This is a genomic window from Nocardioides kribbensis (assembly GCF_015070375.1).
GTDB lineage: Bacteria > Actinomycetota > Actinomycetes > Propionibacteriales > Nocardioidaceae > Nocardioides > Nocardioides kribbensis.
On sequence record NZ_JADCLL010000006.1, the window covers coordinates 191101 to 216209 of the forward strand.

25 protein-coding genes are annotated in these 25109 nt (G+C 75.2%); 6 read left to right on the plus strand and 19 right to left on the minus strand.

Annotation, left to right across the window (positions count from 1 at the left end):
• Nucleotides 1–85: 85 nt before the first annotated feature.
• From IR170_RS14115 to IR170_RS14175, 13 genes are all read right to left on the minus strand, one after another.
• On the minus strand, nt 86–292 hold the full coding sequence (locus tag IR170_RS14115; protein WP_193665021.1) for a hypothetical protein: 207 nt from the start codon (nt 290–292) through the stop codon (nt 86–88).
• Between the two features lie 71 nt (nt 293–363).
• On the minus strand, nt 364–819 hold the full coding sequence (locus IR170_RS14120) for an acyl-CoA thioesterase (RefSeq protein WP_228941880.1): 456 nt from the start codon (nt 817–819) through the stop codon (nt 364–366).
• Nucleotides 820–937: 118 nt separating this feature from the next.
• On the minus strand, nt 938–4510 hold the full coding sequence (gene smc / locus IR170_RS14125; protein WP_193665023.1) for a chromosome segregation protein SMC: 3573 nt from the start codon (nt 4508–4510) through the stop codon (nt 938–940).
• A 108-nt stretch (nt 4511–4618) separates the two neighbouring features.
• Nucleotides 4619–5878 carry an MFS transporter gene (locus IR170_RS14130; RefSeq protein WP_193665025.1) on the minus strand — a complete coding sequence of 420 codons (1260 nt, stop codon included), beginning with the start codon at nt 5876–5878 and terminating at the stop codon, nt 4619–4621.
• 77 nt (nt 5879–5955) lie between these two features.
• Nucleotides 5956–6156: a hypothetical protein gene (locus IR170_RS14135; RefSeq protein WP_193665027.1), complete on the minus strand. Its 201-nt coding sequence runs from the start codon at nt 6154–6156 to the stop codon at nt 5956–5958.
• 171 nt (nt 6157–6327) lie between these two features.
• Nucleotides 6328–7236: a bifunctional DNA-formamidopyrimidine glycosylase/DNA-(apurinic or apyrimidinic site) lyase gene (gene mutM, locus IR170_RS14140; protein ID WP_193665029.1), complete on the minus strand. Its 909-nt coding sequence runs from the start codon at nt 7234–7236 to the stop codon at nt 6328–6330.
• A 3-nt stretch (nt 7237–7239) separates the two neighbouring features.
• Nucleotides 7240–8091 (minus strand): ribonuclease III, encoded by an 852-nt coding sequence (gene rnc / locus IR170_RS14145; protein ID WP_251531419.1) that lies wholly within the window; start codon nt 8089–8091, stop codon nt 7240–7242.
• Nucleotides 8012–8197 (minus strand): 50S ribosomal protein L32, encoded by a 186-nt coding sequence (rpmF, locus tag IR170_RS14150; protein WP_056862353.1) that lies wholly within the window; start codon nt 8195–8197, stop codon nt 8012–8014. The genes rnc and rpmF overlap by 80 nt, the downstream gene beginning before the upstream one ends.
• A 128-nt stretch (nt 8198–8325) precedes the next feature.
• Nucleotides 8326–8883, minus strand: coding sequence for a YceD family protein (locus IR170_RS14155; protein WP_056862897.1), 558 nt, complete (start codon nt 8881–8883; stop codon nt 8326–8328).
• Between the two features lie 144 nt (nt 8884–9027).
• Nucleotides 9028–9519 (minus strand): pantetheine-phosphate adenylyltransferase, encoded by a 492-nt coding sequence (gene coaD, locus IR170_RS14160; RefSeq protein ID WP_056862352.1) that lies wholly within the window; start codon nt 9517–9519, stop codon nt 9028–9030.
• A gap of 35 nt (nt 9520–9554) precedes the next feature.
• A complete protein-coding gene (gene rsmD, locus IR170_RS14165; RefSeq protein WP_193665031.1) occupies nt 9555–10124 on the minus strand; it encodes a 16S rRNA (guanine(966)-N(2))-methyltransferase RsmD in 570 nt (189 codons plus the stop codon).
• A complete protein-coding gene (locus tag IR170_RS14170) occupies nt 10121–12373 on the minus strand; it encodes an ATP-dependent DNA helicase RecG (protein ID WP_193665033.1) in 2253 nt (750 codons plus the stop codon). Before IR170_RS14170 ends, rsmD begins: the two co-directional genes overlap by 4 nt.
• A 19-nt stretch (nt 12374–12392) precedes the next feature.
• Nucleotides 12393–14072 carry a DAK2 domain-containing protein gene (locus tag IR170_RS14175; RefSeq protein ID WP_193665035.1) on the minus strand — a complete coding sequence of 560 codons (1680 nt, stop codon included), beginning with the start codon at nt 14070–14072 and terminating at the stop codon, nt 12393–12395.
• 235 nt (nt 14073–14307) lie between these two features.
• Between IR170_RS14175 and rpmB the strand changes: the two genes are divergently transcribed.
• Nucleotides 14308–14493, plus strand: a complete 186-nt coding sequence (rpmB, locus tag IR170_RS14180; protein WP_056862348.1) for a 50S ribosomal protein L28 — start codon at nt 14308–14310, stop codon at nt 14491–14493.
• Nucleotides 14494–14582: 89 nt separating this feature from the next.
• On the opposite strand, the gene IR170_RS14185 is transcribed toward rpmB, so the two are convergent.
• Complete coding sequence (locus IR170_RS14185) at nt 14583–15578, minus strand: thiamine-phosphate kinase (RefSeq protein ID WP_193665037.1); 996 nt, start codon at nt 15576–15578, stop codon at nt 14583–14585.
• Between the two features lie 147 nt (nt 15579–15725).
• On the opposite strand from IR170_RS14185, the gene IR170_RS14190 reads away from it, so the two are divergent.
• Both IR170_RS14190 and IR170_RS14195 read left to right on the plus strand, forming a co-directional pair.
• A complete protein-coding gene (locus tag IR170_RS14190) occupies nt 15726–15962 on the plus strand; it encodes an Lrp/AsnC family transcriptional regulator (RefSeq protein ID WP_056862346.1) in 237 nt (78 codons plus the stop codon).
• A gap of 139 nt (nt 15963–16101) precedes the next feature.
• Entirely contained in the window at nt 16102–17055 is a 954-nt protein-coding gene (locus tag IR170_RS14195) for a D-alanine--D-alanine ligase family protein (RefSeq protein WP_056862345.1), read from the plus strand.
• Nucleotides 17056–17097: 42 nt separating this feature from the next.
• Here IR170_RS14195 and IR170_RS14200 read toward each other — a convergent pair whose 3' ends face one another.
• On the minus strand, nt 17098–18177 hold the full coding sequence (locus tag IR170_RS14200) for a D-alanine--D-alanine ligase family protein (RefSeq protein WP_193665040.1): 1080 nt from the start codon (nt 18175–18177) through the stop codon (nt 17098–17100).
• An 11-nt stretch (nt 18178–18188) separates the two neighbouring features.
• The gene (locus IR170_RS14205; RefSeq protein ID WP_193665042.1) at nt 18189–19604 is read right to left on the minus strand and encodes a UDP-N-acetylmuramoyl-tripeptide--D-alanyl-D-alanine ligase; all 1416 of its coding nucleotides are present in this window, start codon (nt 19602–19604) and stop codon (nt 18189–18191) included.
• Between the two features lie 63 nt (nt 19605–19667).
• On the opposite strand from IR170_RS14205, the gene IR170_RS14210 reads away from it, so the two are divergent.
• Nucleotides 19668–20747 carry a trans-sulfuration enzyme family protein gene (locus IR170_RS14210; RefSeq protein WP_193665044.1) on the plus strand — a complete coding sequence of 360 codons (1080 nt, stop codon included), beginning with the start codon at nt 19668–19670 and terminating at the stop codon, nt 20745–20747.
• 49 nt (nt 20748–20796) lie between these two features.
• Here IR170_RS14210 and IR170_RS14215 read toward each other — a convergent pair whose 3' ends face one another.
• Both IR170_RS14215 and IR170_RS14220 read right to left on the minus strand, forming a co-directional pair.
• A complete protein-coding gene (locus IR170_RS14215; protein ID WP_193665045.1) occupies nt 20797–21816 on the minus strand; it encodes an NAD(P)H-dependent glycerol-3-phosphate dehydrogenase in 1020 nt (339 codons plus the stop codon).
• Nucleotides 21813–22511, minus strand: coding sequence for a lysophospholipid acyltransferase family protein (locus tag IR170_RS14220; RefSeq protein WP_319805091.1), 699 nt, complete (start codon nt 22509–22511; stop codon nt 21813–21815). The genes IR170_RS14215 and IR170_RS14220 overlap by 4 nt, the downstream gene beginning before the upstream one ends.
• Before the next feature lie 136 nt (nt 22512–22647).
• Here IR170_RS14220 and cofC point away from each other — a divergent pair, with 136 nt between their 5' ends.
• A complete protein-coding gene (gene cofC, locus IR170_RS14225) occupies nt 22648–23292 on the plus strand; it encodes a 2-phospho-L-lactate guanylyltransferase (protein ID WP_193665049.1) in 645 nt (214 codons plus the stop codon).
• A gap of 76 nt (nt 23293–23368) precedes the next feature.
• Here cofC and IR170_RS14230 read toward each other — a convergent pair whose 3' ends face one another.
• Complete coding sequence (locus IR170_RS14230) at nt 23369–24190, minus strand: alpha/beta fold hydrolase (protein WP_308196084.1); 822 nt, start codon at nt 24188–24190, stop codon at nt 23369–23371.
• A gap of 108 nt (nt 24191–24298) precedes the next feature.
• On the opposite strand from IR170_RS14230, the gene IR170_RS14235 reads away from it, so the two are divergent.
• The gene (locus IR170_RS14235; protein ID WP_193665051.1) at nt 24299–25057 is read left to right on the plus strand and encodes a GNAT family N-acetyltransferase; all 759 of its coding nucleotides are present in this window, start codon (nt 24299–24301) and stop codon (nt 25055–25057) included.
• Nucleotides 25058–25109: the final 52 nt, after the last annotated feature.

Here is a 25109-nt window from a genome sequence, read left to right on the forward strand (position 1 = left end):
CGGGCAGGAGCGCGACCCAGGGGCTCGCCCCACGGCACGTGCCGCCGGGCGGCCCACGCACCGGCCCGCCACCGCGGGCGGATCCTCAGGCGGAGCGGTCCTGCTGCTGCGCACCCACCCGGGCGCGGGCGTCGTGCTCGAGGGTCGGGACGGCGTCGGCGGCGCGCGACATCACGCCGCCGAGCCACTCGCCCTGCGGCGGCGTCTGCCCGCGGTGCGGGAAGGCGACGTAGAAGATGACCAGGCCCGCGAGGACGAGGATGACGAGCATGGCGACGGCGATGACGAGCACGCGGACCTTCCGAGACGTGTGAGGCGCGGCGCCCCGGTCGGGGCCGCACCGTCACGGTCGCACAGGCGGGGTCAGCCCGCCTCACCCCCGCGCAGGAGTGGCTCGACTGCGACACGGATCACGTCGGGCATCGGGGTCACCGGCCGGGCCGGGTCGGTGTCGTCGACGTAGACGTGGACGAAGCGGCCCTCGGCCGCCGCCTCCTCCGCGTCGCCCTGGAAGAGACCGATGCGGTAGACGATCGAGGAGGTGCCGACCTTGTCGACGACCAGGCCGGACTCCACCGGGGCCGGGAAGCCGATCTCGCGGAAGTAGCGGCACGAGGTCTCGGCCACGACGCCGATGGCGGGCAGGCGGCGCACGTCGACGCCCGTGTGCTCGTAGAGGTGCGCGTTGACCGCGGTGTCGAACATCTCGTAGTAGGTCGCGTTGTTGAGGTGTCCGTAGGCGTCGTCGTCTCGCCAGCGCGTGGTGATGGTGCGCCAGGCGACGTAGTCGGCTCGGGTGGGTCGGGTGCGGTCGCTCACGGCGGCCATCCTGCCAACGCCCGGCCCGGCGACCTACGACGGGTCGCAGCCGGCCGACCGCGCCGCACCGGGGCCTGCGGCGCACGTCCGGGTCGGACCGGCCGGTCCCCCGTCGGGGTCAGGCCGTCTCCGCCTCGCGCAGCCGCTGGCTGATGACCGTGGAGACCCCGTCGCCCCGCATCGTCACGCCGTAGAGGGCGTCGCCGACCTCCATCGTGCGCTTCTGGTGGGTGATGACGAGCAGCTGCGAGCTCTCGCGCAGCTCCTCGTAGATCTGCAGCAGCCGGCCCAGGTTGGTGTCGTCGAGCGCGGCCTCGACCTCGTCGAGGATGTAGAACGGCGAGGGCCGGGCCTTGAAGAGGGCGACCAGGAAGGCCACCGCCACCAGCGAGCGCTCGCCGCCGGAGAGCAGCGAGAGCCGCTTGACCTTCTTGCCCGGCGGGCGCGCCTCGACCTCGATGCCGGTGGTGAGCATGTCGGAGGGGTCGGTGAGCACGAGGCGGCCCTCGCCGCCGGGGAACAGCCGGGCGAAGGTGGCGTCGAAGGCCCGCTCGACGTCGGCGTAGGCCTCGGTGAAGACCTGCTCCACGCGCACGTCGACGTCCTTGACGATGTCGAGGAGGTCCTTGCGCGTGCGCCGCAGGTCGTCGAGCTGCTCGGAGAGGAACTGGTGGCGCTCCTCCATCGCGGTGAACTCCTCCAGGGCCAGCGGGTTGACCCGGCCCAGCTGGGCCAGCGCGCGCTCGGCGCTGCGCAGCCGCTTCTGCTGCTCCTCGCGCACGTAGGCCACCGGCTCGGGGGCGGGGTCGTCCTCGGCGGCGTCCGGGGCGGGCGCGACCGGCACCGGCTGGTCGGGGCCGTAGTCGGCGACGAGCGCGTCGGGCTCGACGCCGAGCTCGTCGAGGGCGCGCTGCTCGAGCTGCTCGATGCGCATCCGCTGCTGGGAGCGGGCCAGCTCGTCGCGGTGCACGGTGCTGACCAGCTCGTCGTGCTCGCGGCCCAGGTCGCGCAGCCGCGCCCGGGCGGCGAGCAGCTCGCCCTCCCGGCCCCGCCGCTGCTCCTCGATCGCGGTGCGGGCCTCGGCGGCCAGCCCCACCGACACCTCGAGCCGGGCCAGCACCGCGGCCACCCCGGCGCCCACGGCGCGGGCGGCGCGGGCCTCGCGCTCGAGCCGGCGGCGGCGCTCAGCGGCGCGGGCACGGGCCTGGCGCTCCTGCGCCGCGGCGCGCAGCAGCGAGTCGGCTCGACCGTGCAGTGCGCGCGCCCGCTCCTCGGCGGTGCGCAGCGCCAGCCGGGTCTCCATCTCGCCCTGCCGCGCCTCGCGGGCCGCCGCGGCGAGGCGCTCGCGCTCGGCGGTGTCGGGCTCCTCCTCGGGGCTCTCCTCCGCCCCGGCCAGGCGGGCCTCGAGGTCGGCCAGGCCCGCGACGTCGCGGTCGCGCGCGGCCTCGGCCTGCGCGATGGCCTGCTCCAGGCGCTCGGCCTCCCCCCGCGCCGCGCGCGCCTGCGAGCCGTGCTGGCCCAGCTCCTCCGCGACGGCGGCCAGCGTCGCGTCGGACTCGTGCAGGCTCGCCAGGGCGGCGTCGACGCGCTGCTGGGCCTCGAGGCGCTCCCGCTCCAGGCGGGAGAGCGCGAAGCCGAGCCGCTCCCCCGTCGCGACCGCCTCGGCCAGCTGGGTCGACGCGTCGTCGACGGCGGCCTGGACCTCGATCAGGCTCGGCTGGTCGCCCGACCCGCCGGCTGCGAGGTGGGCGCCGAGCACGTCGCCGTCACGGGTGACCGCGACGAGGTCGGGGGCCTCGGCGACCAGGGCGCGGGCGGCGGTGAGGTCGTCCACCACGGCGACCTTGCGCAGCAGGCGGGTCAGGGCGGCCCGCAGCCCGGCGGGGCACTCCACCGAGTCCACGGCGTACGACGCGGTCGCCGGCAGGGCCGGCCAGTCACGGTCGGCCGCCGCCCCGCCGGCCTCCGCCGGGTCGGCCGCCAGCAGCAGCCCGGCCCGGCCGAGCTCGCGGTCCTTGAGGTGGCCGATGGCCGCGAGCGCGGCGTCGGGGCCGGTGACCGCGACGGCGTCGGCGGCGGCGCCGAGCGCCGCGGCGACGGCCGTCTCGTGGCCCGGGCGCACCGACACCAGCGCCGCGACCGAGCCCAGCAGGCCGGAGACGCCGTCGGAGGCGGCGAGCAGGGCGCCCGCGCCGTCCTTGCGCTGCAGCCCCATCTCGAGGGCCTCCTTGCGCGCGCTCAGCGCCGAGCGCTCACGGTCGGCCCGGGTGGCCTCCTCGCGGGTGGCGGCCAGCTGCTCCTCGAGGTCGTCGAGGGCGGCCACGGCGGCCTCGTGCTCGGCGTCGAGGCCCTCCTCGCCCGCGTCGAGGCCGGCGACGCGGGTCTCCAGGGCGGTGAAGTCGCGCTGGGCCCGCTCGGCGCGGGCCACCGCGGCCTCGCGGGCGGCACCGAGGCGGCCCACCTCGTCGGCGGCCGCCGCGGCGCGCGAGCGCAGCGCGTTGACCTGGCCGTGCAGCCGCGCGAGGCCCTCGCGGCGGTCGGCCGCGGCCCGTTGCAGACCCGCCACGCGCCGGTCCTCCGCGGCGGCGGCCTCCTCGGCCGCCGTGCGCTCGGCGACGGCCCGGTCCATCGCGGCGCGCCGCTCCTCGACCTCGGCGGCGCTCTCCTGCTCGCGCGCGCGGGCCCGCTCGGCCTGCTCCTCGAGCTCCTCGGGGTCGCGGCCCGAGGGCTGCTCGGGCGCCGCACCGGCGGCGTTGCGCACGCGCTCGGCGGCCAGCGACTGGGTGCCCCGCAGCCGCTCGCGCAGGCCCGAGAGGGCGAACCAGGTCTCCTGGGCCGCCGACAGCGCCGGGAGGTCCTCGCGCAGCGCCGCCTCGAGGGCCGCCTCGGCCTCGCGGGTCTCGGCCAGGGCCGCCTCGAGCCGGGTCCGGCGCTCCTGGAGCACCGACTCGTCGGCCAGCTCCTGCTCCAGCGACGTGCGGGCGCCCACCAGGTCGTCGGCCAGCAGCCGTGCCCGGGCGTCGCGCACGTCGGCCTGCACGGTGGCCGCACGGCGGGCCACCTCGGCCTGGCGGCCCAGCGGCTTGAGCTGGCGACGGATCTCGCTGAGCAGGTCGGTCAGCCGCGTGAGGTTGCCGTCGGTGGAGTCGAGCTTGCGCAGCGCCTTCTCCTTGCGCTTGCGGTGCTTGAGCACCCCGGCGGCCTCCTCGATGAAGCCGCGCCGGTCCTCCGGCGTCGCGTGCAGGATGGTGTCGAGCTGGCCCTGCCCGACGATCACGTGCATCTCGCGGCCGATGCCGGAGTCGCTGAGCAGCTCCTGCACGTCGAGCAGGCGGCAGGTGCTGCCGTTGATGGCGTACTCCGAGCCGCCGCTGCGGAACATGGTGCGGCTGATCGTCACCTCGGCGTACTCGATCGGGAGCGCGCCGTCGGAGTTGTCGATGGTGAGGAGCACCTCGGCACGCCCCAGCGGTGGGCGGCCCGAGGTGCCGGCGAAGATGACGTCGTCCATCTTGCCGCCGCGCAGCGACTTCGCGCTGGCCTCGCCCATCACCCAGGCGAGGGCGTCCACGACGTTGGACTTGCCCGAGCCGTTGGGCCCGACGATGCAGGTGATGCCCGGCTCGAGCTGGAGCGTGGTGGCGGACGCGAAGGACTTGAAGCCCTTCAGGGTCAGGCTCTTGAGGTACACCACGGGCTCCTCGGTCGTCGCGTCCGGACGGGCACGGGGCCGTCTCGACGGCCACGTGGGGGAAGCCCGGCGCCCGTCACCCTACCGGCGCCGGCGCCGGCCGGCGGGTCAGACGTCGTCGAGCGGCGCGGTGCGCGCGTCGGCGTGGGCGATGTGGCTGAGCTGGCGCCACAGCACGACCACGAGCACCGCCGAGCCGACGAAGGCGAACCAGAAGGGGGCGGTGACCCCGAACCCCTGGGCCAGCGCCCCGCCGAGGGCCGACCCGATCACCAGGCCGCCGTAGACCCCGACCAGGTTGACGCTGCCCACGCGGCCCTGGAGGCGGGCGGGCACGGCCCGCTGGCGCACGGTGATGGAGGTGGTGCCCCAGATGAAGGCGTGGGCGCCGAAGACGAAGAAGATCGGCAGGGCCACCCGCGGGTCGGTGGTCAGGGCGAGCCCCAGGTGGGTGAGGGTCTCGACCACCAGCCCGATGCGCATGAGGTCGCCCAGGCTGACCCGGCGCGTGATCCAGCCGTAGGACAGCGTGCCGAGCAGCCCGCCGACGGCACCGACCGTGGTGACCAGGCCGAAGCCGACCGCCCCCAGACCCAGCCGCTCGGTGGCGTAGAGCACCAGCACCGACCAGGCGGCGCCGAAGGTGACGTTGAAGGCGAAGATGGTCAGCACGAGGGTCCGCACGGCCGCGTGGTGGCGCACCCACCTAAAGCCCTCGCCCACCTCCGCCCGCAGCCGCCGGTCGGCGCGCGGCCCGTCGGTCGGCGCCGGCCGGTGCGGCAGCACGAGACGCGAGAGCAGCAGGGCCCCGAGGGCCACGAGCACCGCCTGCGCGGCGAACGGCCACGCCGCGCCCGCCGCGAAGAGCGCCGCGCCCAGCGGCGGGCCCGCGAGCTGGTTGACGGTGATGAAGCCGGTCTGCAGCCGGGCGTTGCCGACCGCGAGGTCGTCACGGTCGACCAGCATCGGCAGGATCGTGCTCGAGGCGTTGTCGGCGAACATCTCCGCCGTGCCGAGCAGGAAGAGCGCGACGAGGACGACACCGATCGAGACGGCGCCGGTGAGGACCACGGTGGCCAGCAGGACCAGGACGCCGCAGCGCACGAGGTCGACGGCGATCACCAGCCGCCGGCGGTCGACGCGGTCGGTCAGCGCCCCGGCGTAGAGCCCGAGCAGCAGCGGCGGCAGCCACTGCACCAGCGCCGCCAGCGCGACCAGGAACTCCTGGTCGGTCTGCGAGGCGACCAGGAGCGGGCCGGCGGCCAGCACGATCCCGTCGCCCAGGTTGCTGGTCCACGACGAGGCCAGGAGCCACCGGTAGCCCGGGCCCAGCCGACGGGGCACGACGATCTCGACCAGGCTGCTCACGGGGTCAGGACGCTAGCGCTCCGCCCCGCGGTCGGCACGCGGGTTTCCGGCCGGCGTGCGCCGACCGGTCCGGCGGGTCAGGCCGGCTGCATCTCCTGGGCGTGCGCGGCGTCGAGGATCTCGGCGGCGCGCGAGGCGACCAGGCGGTCGTTCTCCTCGCTGAGACGGACGACGAGCGACTCCAGCTCGGCCACCCGCGCGCGCAGTCGCGCGTTGTCGGAGGCGAGGCGCGGGTCGCGCAGGTCGCTGCTCATGTAGCCGATCAGCGCCTTGGCCATGGCTTACCTTCCGGAGGTGGGTCTGGGGGCGTGCGGTGCGACCCTGAGAGGGCCGTCTACAAGAGTCCCACCGGCGCCCCGCAGGGTCAATCCGAGCGCACAGGCGGGGCCCTGGCCGGTCTGGTCGGGCCCGGTCCGGCCCGGTCCGGCCCGGTCGGGTCGGGGTCGAGCTCAGTCGGGGGCGGGCAGCGCCGGCCCGGCGAGCGGCCCCGGCGCCCGCCGCCGCCGCGGCGCCGGCTGGCAGACGGGGCAGAAGAACGAGGAGCGGTTGGTGAACGCCACCCGTCGGATCGGTGTGCCGCACCGCTCGCACGGCTCGCCCTCGCGTCCGTAGGCGTGCAGCGAGCGGTCGAAGTAGCCGGACTCACCGTTGACGTTGACGTAGAGGGCGTCGAACGACGTGCCGCCCTGCGCGAGGGCGTCGCCCATGACCTCGCGGGCGTGCGCGAGCAGCTCGACGACCTGGCCGCGCGTGAGCCGCTTCCCCGGCCGCTCGCCGTGGATCCGCGCCCGCCACAGCGACTCGTCGGCGTAGATGTTGCCCACCCCGGAGACCAGCCCCTGGTCGAGCAGCAGCCGCTTGACCGCCGAGCGGCGGCGGCGCACCGCGGCCACGAAGGCGTCGTCGTCGAAGGCCGGGTCGAGCGGGTCGCGCGCGATGTGGGAGATCTCGGGCGGGAGGACGGCGCCGCCGACCGAGATCGACAGCCCGCCGAACATGCGCTGGTCGACGAAGCGCAGCTCACGGCCCTCGTCGGCCCCCGCGAGCCGCAGCCGCACGCGCAGGTGCCGCTCGGCCGGGGCCTGCGGCGGCTGCACCAGCATCTGGCCGCTCATGCCGAGGTGCGCCACCAGGGCGTCACCGGTGTCGGCGTCGTCGAGCGGGAGCCACAGGTACTTGCCGCGCCGGCGGGCGCCGACGATGCGGCGGCCGGTCAGGTCGGCGGCGAAGCCCGCAGGGCCGGCCGCGTGCCGGCGCACCGGGCGCGGGTGGAGCACCTCGACGTCGGTGACGGTGGCGCCCACGACGTGGCGCTCGAGGCCCGCGCGGACGACCTCGACCTCGGGCAGCTCCGGCACGGGTCAGGCGTCGGCGTCGGCGTCGGTGGGCGCGACGACCTCGCCGACGGCCTCGGTGACGGCGACGGTCGTGGGGTCGACGACGCCGAGGGCACTGGCGATCTCGCCGTACGCCGTCTCGGCGGCCGCCTGCTCGGCCTCCTTCTTCGACCGGCCGTTGCCGTTGCCGTAGAGCCGGTCGGCGACGCGCACCTGGGCGGTGAAGGTCTTCATGTGGTCGGGGCCGTCGTCCTCGATGACGTACTCCGGCACGCCGAGGGTGTGCTCGGCGGCGAGCTCCTGCAGCGAGGTCTTCCAGTCCAGCCCGGCCCCCATCGCCGACGCCGCCTCGATGAGCGGGTCGAAGAGACGGTGCACGACGCGCGCCGAGGTCTCGAAGCCCCCGGGCGACATGTGCACCGCGCCGATGACCGCCTCGACGGTGTCGGAGAGGATCGAGGCCTTGTCGCGACCGCCGGTCGACTCCTCGCCCCGACCGAGCTTGACGTGCTCGCCCAGCCCGATCGCGCGCCCGACCTCGGCCAGGGCGCGCGCGTTGACCACCGCGGCCCGGAGCTTGGCCAGACGGCCCTCCGAGAGGTCGGGGTGGGTGACGTAGAGCTGTTCGGTCACGACCACGCCGAGCACCGAGTCGCCCAGGAACTCCAGGCGCTCGTTGGTCGGCAGGCCGCCGTTCTCGTACGCGTAGGACCGGTGGGTCAGGGCACGCTCGAGCAGCTCGGGGGCCAGCTCAGGGTCCCCGAGCGCTGCTCGGAGCTCGGCGTAGTCGTTCAGATCAGAGGACCTGACGACGCTCGGCGCGCGCGCCGTACTGGCCGCAGGTGGCGCAGGCGCGGTGGGGCAGGTGCTTGGCACCGCAGGCCGGGTTGGCGCAGGTCACCAGGGTGGGGGCGACGGCCTTCCAGGCCGAGCGACGGTGACGCGTGTTGCTGCGCGACATCTTCCGCTTCGGGACAGCCACAGTTCTCTCCTCTACCAGGGCCGGCAGGTCCGGCTCGCTGTGGAGCACCCGGGATGGGCGCTCCGGTCGTTCGGTGGGTGGTGCGGGGTCGGTGCACGATCGGTGCACCGTACTGCCTCGGCGCCGGGTCAGTCGCCCCGGGGAGCCTCGTCCTGCTGGAGCGCGGCCAGGCCGGCCCAGCGGGGGTCGATCGGTTCCTCGTGCGAGTGGTCCGGATCGTCGGCGAGCCGGGCACCGCACTCGGTGCACAGCCCCGGACAGTCGTCGCGGCACAGCGGCTGGAACGGCAGTGCGAGCACCACCGCGTCCCTCAGCTGGGGCTCCAGGTCGACCAGGTCGTCCTCGAGCCGACTGACCTCGTCGTCCTCGTCGTGCGGGGTCTGGTGCTGCTCGTAGACGTACAGCTCCTGGAACGTCACCTCGATCTCGTCGGAGATCGGCTCCAGGCACCGTGCGCACTCGCCCTCGAGCGTGGCTCGCGCCTCGCCCGTCACCAGGACCCCCTCCATGACCGACTCGAGGCGCAGGTCGAGGTCGACCGGCGCACCCTCGGGGACATGGAGGACTTCGATGCCGAGATCTGCTGGGGCTGGGACCTGACGGGACACCTGACGCTGGGACCCCGGGCGGCGGCCGAGCTCGCGGGTGTCGAGCACGAGCGGCGCTCTCGGGTCCAGGCTCTTCAGGGTGTCACTTCCGGTTCCAGGCACAACAGATCGTCGGGAATCGTAACCGCCGCGGGGGTGGCGGACCAAAACGCAGCTCCGGCCCTCCCGCGCAGGTCACAGCGCAGGTCACAGCGCAGGTCACAGCGCAGGTCGCAGCGCAGGTCACCGGGCCGCGGCGTTCTCCGCGATCCGGGCCCGCAGCCGCTCGTCGACGAAGGCCGGCACCAGCGTGGAGACGTCGCCGCCGAAGGTCGCGACCTCCTTCACCAGGCTCGAGGCCAGGAAGGAGAACTCGGGGCTGGTCGGCACGAAGACGGTCTCGACGTCGCTGAGGGAGGCGTTCATCTGGGCCATCTGCAGCTCGTAGTCGAAGTCGCTCACCGCGCGCAGCCCCTTGACGATGGCGTGGACCCCGTGCTCGGAGCAGAAGGTCGTCAGCAGCCCGCTGAAGCCGTCGACGCGCACGTTGGGCCAGGGCGCACAGGCCTCGCGCAGCATGTCCATGCGCTCCTCGGCGGTGAACATCCGGTTCTTCGAGGCGTTGACACCGACGGCCACGACGACCTCGTCGAAGAGCGACGCGGCACGCCCCACGATGTCGAGATGGCCCAGGGTGACGGGGTCGAAGGATCCGGGACAGACGGCTCGGCGCACGCGCCACTCCTCGGGTCGGGGGTCGGGTCGTGGGGTCAGTCCGGCTCGGGGGCGTGGGCCGTCCACACGGTGGTCTCACCGTACGTGCGGCGCCGCACGTCGTCGAAGCCGTCGGGCCACGTCGGCTCGGGGCTGCGCGAGGAGCGCTCCACGAGCACGAGCGCGCCGGGCACCAGCCAGTGGTGCTCGACGAGCGCGGCCAGGTCGGCGGCCACGGCCTCGTCGGGCAGCGGGTAGGGCGGGTCGGCGAAGACCAGGTCGTAGGGCGCCACCGCGGGGCGGGCCAGCACGCTGGCCACGGGGGCGGCCCGCACGTCGGCGCGGGGGAATCCCAGCGTCCGCGCGTTGGCCGTCACCAGGGCCGCCGTGCGGCGGTCGGACTCGACCAGCGTGACGAAGCCGGCGCCGCGCGACCACGCCTCGAGCCCGACCGCGCCGGAGCCGGCGTAGAGGTCGAGGAAGCGCAGGCCGTGCAGCGAGCCGCACCACGACTCCATGACCGAGAAGAGCGCCTCGCGGACCCGGTCGCTGGTGGGGCGGGTGGCGGCGCCGCGGGGCGTGGCCAGGCGACGACCACCCGCGCTGCCCCCGATGATCCGGGTCACGAGCGCTCCATCCAGTCGGCGCGCACCGAGTCCTCGAGCGCTCGCACGGCCGCGGCCACCTGCGGCACCCCGTCGAGGTCGGGGTCGTCGTCGAGCAGGCTCCCGGCCGCCGCGCGCGCGGCGACGATCGTCTCCTCGTCGCGCAGCACCCGCAGCGTCTCGAGGCTGGAGCGGCCACCCGACTGCGAGCGGCCCAGCACGTCGCCCTCGCGTCGGGTCTCCAGGTCGACCTGGCTCAGCTCGAAGCCGTCGGTGGTGGCGGCGACCGCGTCGAGCCGCTCGCGCGCCGGTCCGGGCAAAGTGTGGGTGACCAGCAGGCACAGCCCGGGCAGGCCGCCGCGCCCGACGCGCCCGCGCAGCTGGTGGAGCTGGGAGACCCCGAACCGGTCGGCGTCGAGCAGCACCATGGTGGTGGCGTTGGCGACGTCGACGCCGACCTCGATCACCGTCGTGGCGACGAGCACGTCGACCTCGCCGGCCGCGAAGGCCGTCATGGTGCGGTCCTTGTCCTCCGGGGTCATCCGGCCGTGCAGCGGCTCGACGCGCACGTCGGCGAGCGGCCCGGCCCGCAGCTCGGCCAGCACCTCCTCGACCGCGCTGAGCGACGGCGGGCGGGCCAGGGGCTGACCGTCCTCGTCGAGGTCGACGGCGTCGTGGCCGCCCTGCTCAACGACGTCGCCGCTGATGCGCGGGCACACGACGTAGACCTGGTGGCCGGCGGCGACCTCCTCGCGCACGCGCTGCCAGACCCGGTCGACCCAGTGCGGCGCCTCGGCCACCGGCACGACCGTGGTCTGGATGGCCGCGCGCCCGGCCGGCAGCTCGGCGAGCGTCGAGACCTCCAGGTCGCCGAAGACGGTCATCGCCACGGTGCGCGGGATGGGGGTCGCGGTCATCACGAGAACGTGGGGCGGGCTGCCGGCCTTGTCGGTGAGCGCCGCGCGCTGCTCGACGCCGAAGCGGTGCTGCTCGTCGACGACGACGAGCCCGAGGTCGGCGAGCTGCACGGTGTCCTCGAGCAGTGCGTGGGTGCCGATGACGATGCCGCTCTCGCCGCTGGCCAGCCGCGAGAGCGGGGCGGTGCGCTGGCGCTTGGTCATCGAGCCGGTGAGCAGCTCGACGCCGGTGGCCTCGGCGGCACCGCCGAGCATGCCGCCGCCGGCGAGGTCGCCGAGCAGTGCGGTGATCGAGCGGTGGTGCTGCTGGGCCAGCACCTCGGTGGGCGCGAGCAGCGCCGCCTGGCCGCCGGAGTCGACGACCCGCAGCATCGCCCGCAGCGCGACCAGGGTCTTGCCCGAGCCGACCTCGCCCTGGAGGAGGCGGTGCATCGGCACGGGACGGGCCAGGTCGGCCTCCACCTCCGCCCCCACGGTGCGCTGGCCCTCGGTGAGGGCGAAGGGGAGGCGGGCGTCGAAGGCGGCGAGCAGCCCTCCTCCGCCGGCGCGGACCTGCGCCCCCTGCGCCTGCAGCGCCCGGCGGCGACGGCCGAGCACCAGCTGGGTGACCAGGGCCTCCTCGAAGCGCAGGCGGTGCTGGGCGCGCGTGACCTGCCCCCAGTCGTCGGGCAGGTGGATCCAGCGCAGGGCGGTGGCGCGGTCGAGCACGCCGTGCTCCGCGCGCAACGGCTCGGGCAGCGCGTCGGGCGGGTCGTCGAGCACCGAGAGGGCGAAGGTGATCGCGCGCTGGAGGTCCCAGGAGTCCACGCCCTTGATCGCGGGGTAGAGCGGGTAGAGGGCACGCAGCGCCTCGAGCTCGAGGGGCTGGCGACCCTCCTGGCGCTTCCGCTCGAGGTCGCGCCCCTCCTCCTCGCTGAAGAGCACCATCTGCGGGTTGGTCAGCTGCCACTGCCGGTTGAAGATCGTGGCCTTGCCCTGGAAGATCCCCCGTCGTCCCACCGCGAGGCGCTCGGCGTGCCACTGGGCCACGCCCTTGCGCTTGGAGAAGAACGTCATGCGCAGCGGCGGCCCGTCGGTCTCGACCGTCACCTCGACGCGGAAGGCCGGCTTGCCGGTGCGGCGGTCCTCGTAGGGGATGACCCTCGTGGCGACGACCCGGCCCACGACGACGAGCACCTGGCCCTCCTCGACGTCCTCGACGAGGGTGAGCTCGGCCGTGCGCAGGTAGCGCCGCGGCAGGTGGTGCACGAGGTCGCCGACGGTGCGCAGGCCCAGCTTGTCGACGACGAGGTCGCGCTTGGCCTTGTCGGCGTTGCCGAGCACCGTCTCGACCGGGGAGTCAGGACCGATCACGAGAACAGCCTCCCCGCCCTCACTCGACCGACACCAGGAGGGGGTAGCGGTCCTGGCCGCCGTCGTAGACCACGACCTCGACGGTGGGGTGCTGCTCCTCGATCCACCCGGCCACCCGGGTGGCCAGCGAGCCCTCGGGGTCGTCGGAGCCCGCCACCACCGTGACCAGCTCGCCGCCGCTGGCCAGCAGCCGGTCGAGCACCTGCGTGGCGACGTCGAAGGCGTCGGAGCCGACGACCACGAAGTCGCCCGCGACGACGCCCAGCACGTCGCCGGGCTCGCAGGGCCCGGCCATGGTCATGGCCTGGCGCGCCGCCACCGTGACCGCACCCTGGCGCACGTGGCGCGCGGTCGCGGTCATCTCGCGCACGTCGCGGTCGAAGCCGCGCCCGGGCTCGTGGACCGCCAGGGCGGCCAGCCCCTCGACCTGGGCGATCGTGGGCACCACGGCGACCCGCAGACCGAGGTCCTGGGCGGCGGTGGAGGCCGCCACCTCGGCCACCCGCACCGACGCCTCGTCGTTGGGCAGCAGCACGACCTCGGCCGCGCCGCTGGCCTCGATCGCGGCGAGCACCTCGCCGGTGGAGGGCCGACGACCGGGCCCCCCGGCCACGACGACGGCCCCGGCCTCCTCGAAGAGCCGCGTCAGGCCCGCGCCGGCCGAGACGGTGACGACCCGCCTGCCGCTGCGCGAGGCCGCGCCGACGGGGGCGCCCGCGGGGGTGGCCGCCGCGCCCGCGCGCTGCTCGGCGAAGTGGGTGACCCGGATCCGGTGGGGTCGACCGGCGTCGATGCCCGCCTCGATCGCCGCGCCGACGTCGTCGACGTGCACGTGCACGTTCCACAGGGGGTCGCCGCCCACGACGACCAGGGAGTCGCCCAGCCCGCCGAGGCGCGCCCGCAGCTCCGGCACCCGCTCGGCCGTGGTCTCCAGCAGGTACATCACCTCGTAGGCCGGCCCGTCGGCGGCCAGCGCGTGGCCACCGGGGGCGAGGTGGGGCACCGGGATGGTGCGCGCGGCCCCCAGACCGGTCGCGGCCGGCACCGGGCGCCGGCCGGTGAGGACGGTCTCGGCGGCGTCGAGCACGACGCTCAGGCCACGACCGCCCGCGTCGACCACACCCGCCTCGCGCAGCAGCGGCAGCTGGTCGGGCGTCGCGGCCAGCGCTGCACGCGCCGCGGCCGCGGCGGCGGCGAAGACGTCGCGGGCACGGGCGCGGGGCTCCTCGGCCCGCAGCACCGCGGCGTCACCGGCGGCACGGGCCACGGTGAGCATCGTGCCCTCCACGGGCTCCCCCACGGCGGCGTAGCTGGCGGCCGCCGCACGGCGCAGGGCGTCGGCGACGACCCGGGCGTTGGTCTCCTCGGAGGTCGCGGCGAGCAGGCGCTCGACGATCGCGCGCAGCATCTCGCTGAGGATGACGCCCGAGTTGCCGCGGGCCCCCAGCAGCGCGCCGCGCCGCAGCGCCTCGAGGGCCTCCACCACGTCGGCGTCGGACCGGTCGGCCACCGCCTGCCGCACCGCCTCGCGCGCCGCGGAGACGGTGAGGTGCATGTTGGTGCCGGTGTCGCCGTCGGGCACGGGATAGACGTTGAGCGCGTCGACCTCCTCGCGTGCGGCCGCCAGGGCGTCGACCGCGACGTCGACGAAGCGCAGCACGACGGCCAGCTGCACGTGGCCGCTGCCGGGGACTTCCATCGACTCACCTCGGGTCGGGCTGCCGGGGCAGCGGACGGGGCGCCCGGACCGGATCGTCGCCCGGGGGGTGCGGGGCTTAGGCTAGATCAACGCACCGACGCCGCTCGCGCGGCTCGGTCGGCTCGATTCGCCCGTGCCCGGAGACGTCGGATACTCTGGTGCGGTTGCCCGCTCGACCGGGCCCTCGAACGTCGTTCGAACCTCATCTCTAGCAATCGATCTACAGGAGTTCACGGTGGCTGCCGTCTGCGACATCTGCGCCAAGAAGCCTGGCTTCGGCAACAACCGGCCGTGGTCGCGCAAGATCACGAAGCGACGCTTCGACCCCAACATCCAGCGCGTCCGGGCCAAGGTCAACGGCACCCCGAAGCGCCTCAACGTCTGCACCGGGTGCCTCAAGGCCGGCAAGGTCTCCCGCTGACCCAGCGCAGCACCCACGCCTCGACAGGGGCCGTCACCTCGCGGTGACGGCCCCTTCGTCGTTCACCGGGGCCCCAGAGGACCGGGGCCTCAGAAGTGGGTCCACCCGGTCGGTCCGTCGTAGGCGGCGCCGTCGAGGGTCACGCCGGAGCCCTCCCCCACCGTGCCGATGGGCGTGAAGCCCTCCGGCAGGTCCGCGCCCGCCGGGAAGGTCGCCAGCAGCGCGTGGTCGTCACCGCCGCCGAGCACGAAGGAGAGCGGGTCGGCGCCCAGCGCGGCACCCACGGCCTGGAGCGGCTCGGCCAGGTCGAGCGCGGCGCGCCGCACGTCGACGGCCACCCCGGAGGCCCGGGCCAGGTGCCCGGCCTCGGCCAGCAGGCCGTCGGAGACGTCGATCATCGCCGTCGCCCCGGCGTCGGCGGCGGCCGGACCGGCGTCGTAGGGCGGCTCGGGGCGGCGGTAGGCCTCCACGAGCACCCGCGGCGAGCGGAAGCCGCGACCCAGCACGGCCAGGCCGCCCGCGGCCCAGCCCTGGCGTCCCGCGAGCGCCAGGACGTCGCCGGGACGGGCGCCGGAGCGCAGCACCGGCGCGACCGTGCAGACCCCCATGACGGTGACCGCCACGACGACCTGGTCGGCGCGGGTCAGGTCGCCGCCCACGACGCTGGCCCCGACCAGTGCGCACTCGTCGGCGAAGCCCTGGGCGAAGTCGAGCGCCCAGGCGACCTCCAGGTCGGCCGGGGCCGCCAGGCCGATCGTGAGCGAGGTGACGCGCCCGCCCATGGCGTTGACGTCGGAGATGTTCTGCGCCGCGGCGCGGTGGCCGATGTCGGCGGCCGAGGCCCACTCGCGGCGGAAGTGGCGCCCCTCGACCATGAGGTCGGTCGAGACCACGACGTGCCCGGTGCGCACCCGCAGCACGGCGGCGTCGTCGCCCGGGCCCACCAGGACGTGCTCGCCCTGCGGGAAGCGGCGTACGAGCTCCTCGATCAGGCCGAACTCGCCCGCGTCGGCCAGCGTGGCCCCGGGCGGGAACGACGGCTGGGACGACGGGCCGGACGGGGGGAGGGACGACGGGGGTGTCATGGCCCCATCCCAGCAGACGCGGGGACCGTGGCGCGGACCGGTGACGGTCGGGTACCCGGCGCGGCGGCGGGGGCGGTAGGTTGACCGCGAATCGTCTGCGTGAGCAGATCCACCGACCAGCAGAGTCGCTGTAGAGGGAGAACCACCATGGTCGTCCAGGCGTACATCCTCATCCAGACCGACGTCGGCAAGGCCGCCGAGGTGGCCACGGCCATCGCGCAGGTCAAGGGTGTGACCCTCGCCGAGGACGTCACCGGGCCCTATGACGTCATCGTCCGCGCCGAGGCGCGCAACGTCGACGAGCTCGGCAAGCTCGTGGTGGCCAAGGTGCAGACCCTCGAGGGGATCACCCGCACCCTCACCTGCCCCGTCGTGCACATCTGAGGCAGCCGCCTCCGCCCCGCACCGGCGGGGCACCGACCGCACGACCGACGCCCCGCGCCCCCGACGGCACGGGGCGTCCGTCGTGTCCGGGACGGCGGCACCCGCCGCCGGCGACCGGACGGTGTGGGACCCTCGTGCCATGAGCGAGGACTTCCCGGGCCCCGTCGCCGTCATCGCCGGCGGCCTCAGCCACGAGCGCGACGTCTCCCTGGCCAGTGGCCGCAACCTGGTGCGCGAGCTGCGCGCCCAAGGCGTCGAGGCGCACGCCTACGACTTCGACCGCAACCTGATGCACGCCTTGGAGCGCGACAAGGTCGCGGTCGCCTTCCCCGTGCTCCACGGGCAGTTCGGGGAGGACGGGGAGATCCAGACCCTGCTGGAGCTCCTCGGCCTGCCCTACGTCGGCTCCTCCAGCAACGCCTGCCGCGTGGCCTGGGACAAGGGCACCGCCCGCGAGCTGATGCGCCGGGCCGGCATCCCGGTGCCGCAGAGCGTCGGCCTCTCGGCCCAGACCTTCCGCGACATCGGCGCCAACGCGCTCATGGAGCACGTCATGACCCGCCTCGGCGACCGGGTGGTGGTGAAGCCCACCCGCTGCGGCAGCGCGCTCGGCGTCACCGGCGTCGACGGCATGGGGGCACTGCCCTCGGCCCTCGTGGGCAGCTACGCCTACTGCGACGACGCGCTCATCGAGCGCTTCCACCACGGCGTCGACGTCAGCGTCGTCTGCGTGGAGCGCCCCGGCGGGCTCGAGGCGCTCATGCCGGTGTGGGTGGAGTACGAGAAGGGCCACGAGTTCGACTTCAGCGCCCGCTACACCGCGGAGTACGTCTCGCTCTCCCGCGCGCCCTTCACCGACGAGCAAGTCGCCGAGATCGGCCGCACCGCCGTGGAGGCCCACCGCGTGCTCGGCCTCAGCGGGGTCTCCCGCTCCGACTTCATCGTCGAGCCCGACGGCTCCTTCGTCGTGCTCGAGACCGCGATCACCCCCGGCATGACCGAGACCTCGGTGATGCCCTACGCCTGCACCCACAGCGGCACCTCGCTGGGCGAGGTCGCCCGCGACCTGCTGCGCGGCGTCGTCGCGGGCTGAGCCCGGACGCCCGGCCCGGGCCCCTCACGCCCGGGCCGGGCCTCAGCGCAGGCCGACCGGGCGCTCCAGGGCGAGCTGGATGAGCTCCCCGACGAGGTCGGTGTAGGCCAGGCCCGAGGCCTCCCACATCTTGGAGTACATCGAGATGGGGGTGAAGCCGGGCATCGTGTTGATCTCGTTGATCACGACGTCGCCGTCGGGGGCCACGAAGACGTCGACGCGCGAGAGCCCCTCGCCCCCGATGGCCTCGAAGGCCTGCACGGCCAGGGCGCGCACCCGCTCGGTGACGTCGTCGGGCAGGTCGGCCGGGGCCTGGGTGCGGGCCTGGGAGTCGGAGAGGTACTTGGCCTCGAAGTCGTAGAAGTCGGCGGCGTCGTGGTCGACCACGATCTCCCCCGGCACCGACGCGCGGGTCGGGCCCCCGGCGCGTCCGCCGAGCACCGCGCACTCGATCTCGCGACCGACCAGCGCCTGCTCGACCAGGACCTTGGGGTCGTGGGCGCGCGCCTCCTCGATGGCGTCGGCCAGCCCGGTGAGGTCCTCGACGCGCGTCACGCCGAGCGAGGAGCCGGCCCGGGCGGGCTTGACGTAGACCGGGAACCGCAGCTCGGCCTGCACCCGGTCGACCACCGCGGAGGGGTCCTGCTCCCACGCACGCGGCAGCACCACGACGTAGGGCCCTACGGGCAGGCCGTGGCCGGCGAAGACCAGCTTCATGTAGTGCTTGTCCATGCCCACCGCGGAGGCCAGCACACCGGCTCCGACGTAGCGCACGCCGGCGAGCTCGAGCAGGCCCTGGATGGTGCCGTCCTCGCCGTAGGGCCCGTGCAGCAGCGGGAAGACCACGTCGACCGGGCCGGCCTCGCCGAGGCTGGCCAGTGCGGGCCCGGCGTCGGTGGTGACCTCGGGCAGCCGGCCGGCGGCCAGCTCCCAGCGCGCGGGGTCGTCGGGGGCCAGCACCCACTGCCCCTCGCGGGTGATCCCGACGGGCAGCACGTCGTAGGTGTCGCGGTCGATCGCCCTCATCACCCCGGCGGCGGTGGCCGCCGAGATCGCGTGCTCGCCGGAGCGGCCGCCGAAGACGAGGGCCACCCGGACCTTCCGGGGAGGGGTCTCGGTCATGGTCCGCGACCCTACTGAAGGCTCGCGGCCACCTCGTCGAGGCGCGCCCCGCGGGAGGCCTTGAGGAGAACGGCGTCACCTTCGGCGACGTGCTCGCGCAGCCACGTGACGGCCGCGGCGTTGTCGGGCAGCAGGACCGCACGCTGCCCGGCGCCGTCGGCGATCCCCTCGGCGGAGTCACCCACCACGACCACGACGTCGACGCCGCGCTGCGCGGCGTAGGAGCCGACGGCGCGGTGCTCCTCGGGCGCGGCCTCCCCCAGCTCGCGCATCTCCCCCAGCACCGCGACGGTGCGCCGCACGGCGGGGTCGGCACCGAGGGAGACCAGGGCGTCGACGGCGGCCCGCATCGACTCGGGGTTGGCGTTGTAGGAGTCGTTGAGCACCACGACGCCGTCGGCGCGCTCGGTGAGCTCCATGCGCCACTGCGAGAGGGTCTCGACGGCGTCGAGGGCCTCGCCGACCTGGGCGGGGGTGACGCCGGCCACGAGCGCGGCCGCGGCCGCGGCGGCGGCGTTGAGCGCCTGGTGGGCGCCGACGAGCCGCAGCGTGACGGGCACGTCGCCCTGCGCGGTGGCGAGGGTGAAGGAGGGCCGGCCGAGCCGGTCGAGCCGCAGCCCCCCGACCCGTACGTCGGCGCCCTCGGCCTCGCCGAAGCTCACCACCGCGCCCCGTGTGCGGGAGGCCATCGCGGCGACGCGGTGGTCGTCGGCGTTGAGCACGGCGGTGCCCTCGGCGGTGAGGGCCTCGACCAGCTCGCCCTTGGCCTCGGCGATGGCCTCGCGCGAGCCGAACTCGCCGAGGTGGGCCTGGCCGACGTTGAGCACGACGGCGACGTCGGGGCGCACCAGGGCGGTGAGCTCGGCGATGTGGCCGCGCCCGCGGGCGCCGAGCTCGAGCACCAGGTAGCGGGTGCCGGGCTCGACGCGCAGCGCGGTCAGCGGCATGCCCAGCTCGTTGTTGAACGACCCGCGCGTGGCCACCGTCGGGGCGGCGTGGGCCAGCACGGCGCCGAGCAGGTCCTTGGTCGAGGTCTTGCCCTGCGAGCCGGTGATGCCGACGACGGTGAGACCGCCCGCGCGGCGGACCTGCTCCACGACGTGGGAGGCGAGGCGCTGCAGCGCCTCGCGCGCATCGGGCACGACCACGGTCGGCAGCGGCGTCGGACGGCTGCCCAGCACCGCCACCGCGCCGGCCTCGCCGGCCTGCGCGGCGTGGTCGTGACCGTCGGAGCGCTCGCCCACGAAGGCGACGAAGAGGCTGCCCGGGCCGGCCTCGCGACCGTCGATGACCACGGGGCCGGTCACGGTGGTCCCCGCCCCGGCCACCGCCCCCGGCTCGGCGCCGGTCGTGCCGCCGGCGCCGGCGGGGAGCACGACCTCCCCGCCGACCACCGCGGCCACCTCGGCCAGCGACAGGGCGATCACAGGGCTGCTCCGGGCGCGGTCCCGACCTTCGACGTCATGTCGCGTGACCCTAGTCTGGACGTCATGGCCGACCACCCCCAGCCCGCCGAGCTCCGCCCCTCCACCGTCGCCGTGACGGCCGGTCGCCCGCCGCGGGAGGCCGACCAGCCGCTCAACACCCCGATCACGATGGCATCGACCTTCGTCGCCGGCGGGGACCGGGAGTACGGCCGCTGGGGCAACCCGACCTGGCAGGCCTTCGAGGAGGCCCTGGGCGCGCTCGAGGGCGGCCGGGCGCTGTCGTTCTCCTCGGGCCTGGCCGCCGTCGCCACCGTGCTCGACCTGGTCGGGCAGGGCGCGAAGGTCGTGGCCCCCCGCACCGCCTACAACGGCACGATCCTCCAGCTGGCCGACCTCGAGGCACGCGGGCGCGTGGTCACCGACCTGGTCGACGTCACCGACACCGCGGCCTGCGTGGCCGCCTGCGACGACGCGGCACTGGTGTGGCTGGAGTCGCCGACCAACCCCTCCCTCGAGGTCGCCGACATCGAGACGATCGCCGCCGCGGCCCACGAGGCCGGCGCCTACGTCGTCGTCGACAACACCTTCGCCACCCCCTTGCTGCAGCAGCCGCTGCGCCTGGGCGCCGACCTGGTGGTCCACTCGGCGACCAAGTACCTCGCCGGGCACAGCGACGCGCTCATGGGAGCGATCGTCACCGCCGACGACGAGCTCCTCGGCGTGCTCAAGGGCCGCCGCAACCTGCTCGGCGCCGTGCCCGGCACCCTCGAGGCCTACCTCGCCCTGCGCGGCCTGCGCACCCTCCACCTGCGCGTGGAGCGGGCCCAGGCCAACGCCGGGGAGCTGGCGCGACGGCTGCGGGAGCACCCCGCGGTCGGCGAGGTGCGCTACCCCGGCTTCGGCGGGATCGTGTCCATCGTGCTCGCCCAGGGTGCCCTCGCCGCCGACCTGCTGACCCGCAAGACCTCGCTGTGGGTGCACACCACCAGCCTCGGCGGGGTGGAGTCGACCTTCGAGCGCCGTCGTCGCTGGAAGTCGGAGCCCGCCAGCGTGCCCGACGCCCTGGTGCGGCTCTCCGTGGGCATCGAGGACGTCGAGGACCTCTGGGCCGACCTGCGCCGGGCCCTGGACGACCTGGGCTGAGACCAGGCCAGGGCCGGGGACCGGGCCAGGAGCGCCCGCGCCGGGCGGGTCAGTCGGTCTCGGCCTTGGTGTCGCGGGCGATGAAGGAGTTCATCATCTCCTGCGTGGTCAGCCGGCCGGCCACGACGTCGTCGACGTGCTCGGCGATCGGGGCGTCGACGCCGTGGCTGGCCGCCAGCGCGCGCAGCGAGGAGCAGGACTTCGCGCCCTCGGCGACCTGGCGGGTCGAGGCGTAGATCTCCTCCACCGTCATGCCCTGGCCGAGCTTCTCCCCGAAGGTGCGGTTGCGCGAGAGCGGCGAGGAGCAGGTGGCGACGAGGTCGCCGAGGCCGGCCAGCCCCATGAGCGTGAGCGGGTTGGCACCGAGGCGCGTGGCCAGGCGCGCGGTCTCGGCCAGCCCGCGGGTGATGAGGGAGGCCGTGGTGTTGTCGCCGAAGCCCAGGCCGACCGCCATCCCGACGGCCAGGCCGATCACGTTCTTGTAGGCCCCGCCCAGCTCGCAGCCGACGACGTCGACCGAGGTGTAGGGGCGGAAGGCCGGTGAGTGGCAGCGCTGCTGCAGCCGCTTGGCCACCGACTCGTCGACGCAGGCCACCACCGAGGCGGCCGGCTCGCGCCGCGCGATCTCCTTGGCCAGGTTGGGCCCGCTGATCACCGCGATCCGCTCGGGGCCGGCGCCGGTCTCCTGCGCGATCACCTCGCTCATCCGGTTGAGGGTGCCGAGCTCGACGCCCTTCATCAGCGACACCAGCACCGCGTCGTCCTCGACGTAGGGCGCCCAGGTCGCGAGGTTGGCCCGGAGGGTCTGCGAGGGCGTGGCCAGCACGACCACGTCGGCGCCGTGCAGCGCCTTCTCGACGTCGTGGGTCGCGCCGATGCCCGCGGGCAGCTCCACACCGGGGAGGTAGTCGACGTTCTCCCGGCTCTCGTTGATCGACTCCGCGACCTCCTCGCGACGCGCCCACACCGTCACGTCGTTGCCGGCGTCGGCGAGGACGATGGAGAACGACGTGCCCCACGAGCCGGCGCCGAGCACGGCGACCTTGCCGGAGCTGGAGCCGAGGGTCATGCGGAGTCCTTCCGGTGGGGGTGGTCCGCGCGGGCGCGGCGCAGGTCGAACCGTACGTCGGGGGCCCGCTCGCCGCGGACCTCCTCCACGAGGTGGGTGAGGGCGTCCATGATCCGCTCGGTCGCGCGGGCGACGGCCTCGGGGGTCGCGCCCTGGGCGACGAGGTCGGCGAGGTCGACCGGCTCCCCCACGAGCATCGTGACCCGCTTGCGCGGCACGAGGTGGGGCCGGTGGGAGTAGGGCGCCAGGATCTCCTGGGCCCCCCACTGGCCCACGGGCACGACCGGGCACCCGGTGGCCAGCGCGATCCGGGCCGCGCCGGTCTTGCCGGTCATCGGCCACAGCCCGGGATCGCGGGTGATCGTGCCCTCGGGGTAGACGACCACGACCTCGCCCTGCTCGACCGCGCGCACGGCCGCGGCGTAGGCGCCGACGGCCTCCCGGCTGAGCCGCTCGACGGGGATCTGGCCCGTGGCCCGCATGATCCGACCCACGAAGCGGACGCGGAACAGGCCCGACTTGGCGAGGTAGCGCGGGACCCGGCCGTGGTCGTGCACCAGGTGGGCCGCGGTCAGCGGGTCGACGTGGGAGATGTGGTTGAGCACCAGCAGGCAGCCGCCCTCGGCGGGGATCCGCTCACCGCCGCGCCAGTCGCGGCGGGTCGTGGCGAGCAGGGCCGGCTTCACGACGGCCACCGCGAACCTCCAGGTTCCCCCCGGCGGACGGGCGTGCTTGCGGACGACACTCACAGGCGCACATTACTCGCCGGTGACCTCGGCCACACCGCAGGTGGGCCCCGGACGCGCCAGGGCTGCTGGGAGGATGGGGGCGATGTCCGTCCCTCCTGCGGTCCACGCCGTCCTGCTGCCCGTGAAGCCCCCGGCCGTGGGCAAGTCGCGCCTGCTCGGCGTCAGCGACGAGGGCCGCCGCGAGCTGGCGGAGGCCTTCGCGCTCGACACCGCACGCGCGTGCGTGGCGGCGGCGCGGGTCGCGAGGGTGCTCGTGGCCACCGACGACGTCCGGCTCTCCCACGCGTTGGCGCGGCTGGGCTGCGAGGCGATCCCCGACGGCACCACCAGCGACCTCAACGCCACGCTGCGCCTGACGGCGGCCGAGGCGCGACGTCGCTGGCCCGACCTCGAGCCCGTGGCGCTGTGCGCCGACCTGCCCGCCCTGCGCCCCGGCGACCTCGACGCCGCCCTGGGGGCGCTCGTGCCCGGCGGGGCGTCGTTCGTGGCCGACGCCGACGGCGTCGGCACCACGCTCTACACCGCACCCCACGCCGACTTCGCCCCGTCCTACGGCGAGGGGTCGCGCGAGGCCCACCTCGCGGCGGGCGCGCTGGAGGTGCGCGGCGACCTGGTCACCCTGCGCCGCGACGTCGACGACCTCGACGACCTCGCCGTCGCGCTCGGCCTCGGCGTGGGCCCGGCGACCTCGGTCGCGGCCCACCGGTGGGGCCTCGCCGCCGGCTGAGCCGCGCGGCCGCCGTCGGCGCACGCGACGACGGCCCTCCCGCGGCTGCGGGAGGGCCGTCGTGGTGCGCGCAGGCTCAGCGGGCCAGGAAGTCCAGCACGGCCTTGTTGAACTCGGCGGCGTGGCTGACGTTGAAGCCGTGCGGGGCGTCGTCGACGACGACCAGCTCGGCGCCGTCGACGGCCTCGGCGGTGCGCTTGCCGGAGACCTCGAAGGGCACCGTGGCGTCACCGGAGCCGTGGATGACCAGGGTCGGCACCTTCACCTTGGCCAGGTCGGCGCGGAAGTCGGTGCGACCGAAGGCGCCGATGCAGTCGACCAGCGCCTTGTCCTCGGCCTTGGTCTCGAGGGCGAGCGCCTCCTGGCGCTGCTCCTCGGTCACCTTGAGGGTGCCGTCGACGGAGAAGAAGTCGGTGGTGAAGCCGTCGAGGAAGTTCTCGCGGTCGTCGCGGGCCCCCTGCTGCATCTCCTGCACGGCCTCCTCGGGCAGGCCGCCGTCGGGGTTGTCGTCGGTCTTGAGCAGGTAGGGCGGGACCGCGGCGGCGAAGACGGCCGAGTGGACGCGCTCGTCGCCGTAGGTGCCGAGGTAGCGGGCGATCTCGCCGCCGCCCATCGAGAAGCCGACGAGGGTGACGTCGGAGAGGTCGAGACCGTCGAGCAGACCCTTGAGGTCGGCGGCGAAGGTGTCGTAGTCGTAGCCCTCGCCGGGCTTGTCGGAGTCGCCGAAGCCGCGCCGGTCGTAGGTGACGACGCGGTAGCCGGCGTCGGTGAGCGCGGGCACCTGCTCCGACCACGAGGCGCCGCTGAGGGGCCACCCGTGGATGAGGACGACCGGGCGGCCGGTGCCGCCGGTGTCGGAGTACTCGAGGGTGATGCCGTTGCTGGGGATCGTGGTCACGACGTGTGCCTTTCGTGGGTGACGTCTGTCTCCCTTCCATGGTGTGTCGCGACCCGGACGAATGGTCCCGCTCACTGGGGTGAGTGACCGCTGCCTAGGGTGAGACGGGTGCACCCCGCCACCGCCGCCGCCGTCGACCGCTCCTACGCCCGCGTCTTCGGCGTCGACGAGGAGGACCTGTGGTGCGACCTCACGGTGCGCACCCACCGCCGGCTCGGCGACTACCCGGGCTGGTACGTCGCCTGGCGCGGCGAGGGCGTCCACGTCTCCTCCCCCGTCGACGCCCCGGCGGTCGACGCCGGCATGCTCGCCGGCTGCGAGATCCCCGACCTGCAGGACGTCGCCTTCTGGCGCCGCTTCGCCGACGAGCGTGGTCTGCGGCTGGTGGGGCCCGCGACCCACACCTACCTCGACGCCGACCCCCTCGCCCGGGGCGGGCGGGTCGGCGACGGACCGGCGGACGCGGCTGGGGACGCGGCTGGGGACGGGGCTGGGGACGGGGTCGTGGTGCTGGACGCCGCGCAGCGCGAGCAGCTGCGCACCACGGTGCCGGCCGCCGAGTGGGAGGAGTCGGGCTGGGCCGACCGCCCCGCCCTGGCGTGGGGTCTCGTCGTCGACGGCCGGGTCGTCGCGGCGGCCAACCTCCGGCCGGTGGACGGCGCCCCGCTCGACGTCGGCGTGCTGGTGGCGCCGGCGCACCGCGGGCGCGGTCTCGCCGAGCGGGTCGGGCGCCACGCGGCGTCATGGGCGGTGCGCCACCACGGCCACGCCCGGTGGCGCAGCCGCGACGACAACGCCGCCTCGCTGGCGACGGCCCGCCGGATCGGCTTCGAGACCTGGTGCGCGCAGGTCGCCGTACGCCCCTGACGCGCGCGACCCCGCCCGCGGGTGCGGACGGGGTCGCGGCGGTGGTGCCCGG

What these genes read in the sequence shown, in the direction of transcription:
- IR170_RS14200 (WP_193665040.1), bottom strand. Translation starts at nt 18,177, where the DNA reads ATGACCGAGACCCCTCCCCGGAAGGTCCGGGTGGCCCTCGTCTTCGGC.
- IR170_RS14190 (WP_056862346.1), top strand. Translation starts at nt 15,726, where the DNA reads ATGGTCGTCCAGGCGTACATCCTCATCCAGACCGACGTCGGCAAGGCC.
- IR170_RS14195 (WP_056862345.1), top strand. Translation starts at nt 16,102, where the DNA reads ATGAGCGAGGACTTCCCGGGCCCCGTCGCCGTCATCGCCGGCGGCCTC.
- cofC (WP_193665049.1), top strand. Translation starts at nt 22,648, where the DNA reads ATGTCCGTCCCTCCTGCGGTCCACGCCGTCCTGCTGCCCGTGAAGCCC.
- IR170_RS14215 (WP_193665045.1), bottom strand. Translation starts at nt 21,816, where the DNA reads ATGACCCTCGGCTCCAGCTCCGGCAAGGTCGCCGTGCTCGGCGCCGGC.
- IR170_RS14135 (WP_193665027.1), bottom strand. Translation starts at nt 6,156, where the DNA reads ATGGCCAAGGCGCTGATCGGCTACATGAGCAGCGACCTGCGCGACCCG.
- IR170_RS14175 (WP_193665035.1), bottom strand. Translation starts at nt 14,072, where the DNA reads ATGGAAGTCCCCGGCAGCGGCCACGTGCAGCTGGCCGTCGTGCTGCGC.
- IR170_RS14210 (WP_193665044.1), top strand. Translation starts at nt 19,668, where the DNA reads ATGGCCGACCACCCCCAGCCCGCCGAGCTCCGCCCCTCCACCGTCGCC.
- IR170_RS14185 (WP_193665037.1), bottom strand. Translation starts at nt 15,578, where the DNA reads ATGACACCCCCGTCGTCCCTCCCCCCGTCCGGCCCGTCGTCCCAGCCG.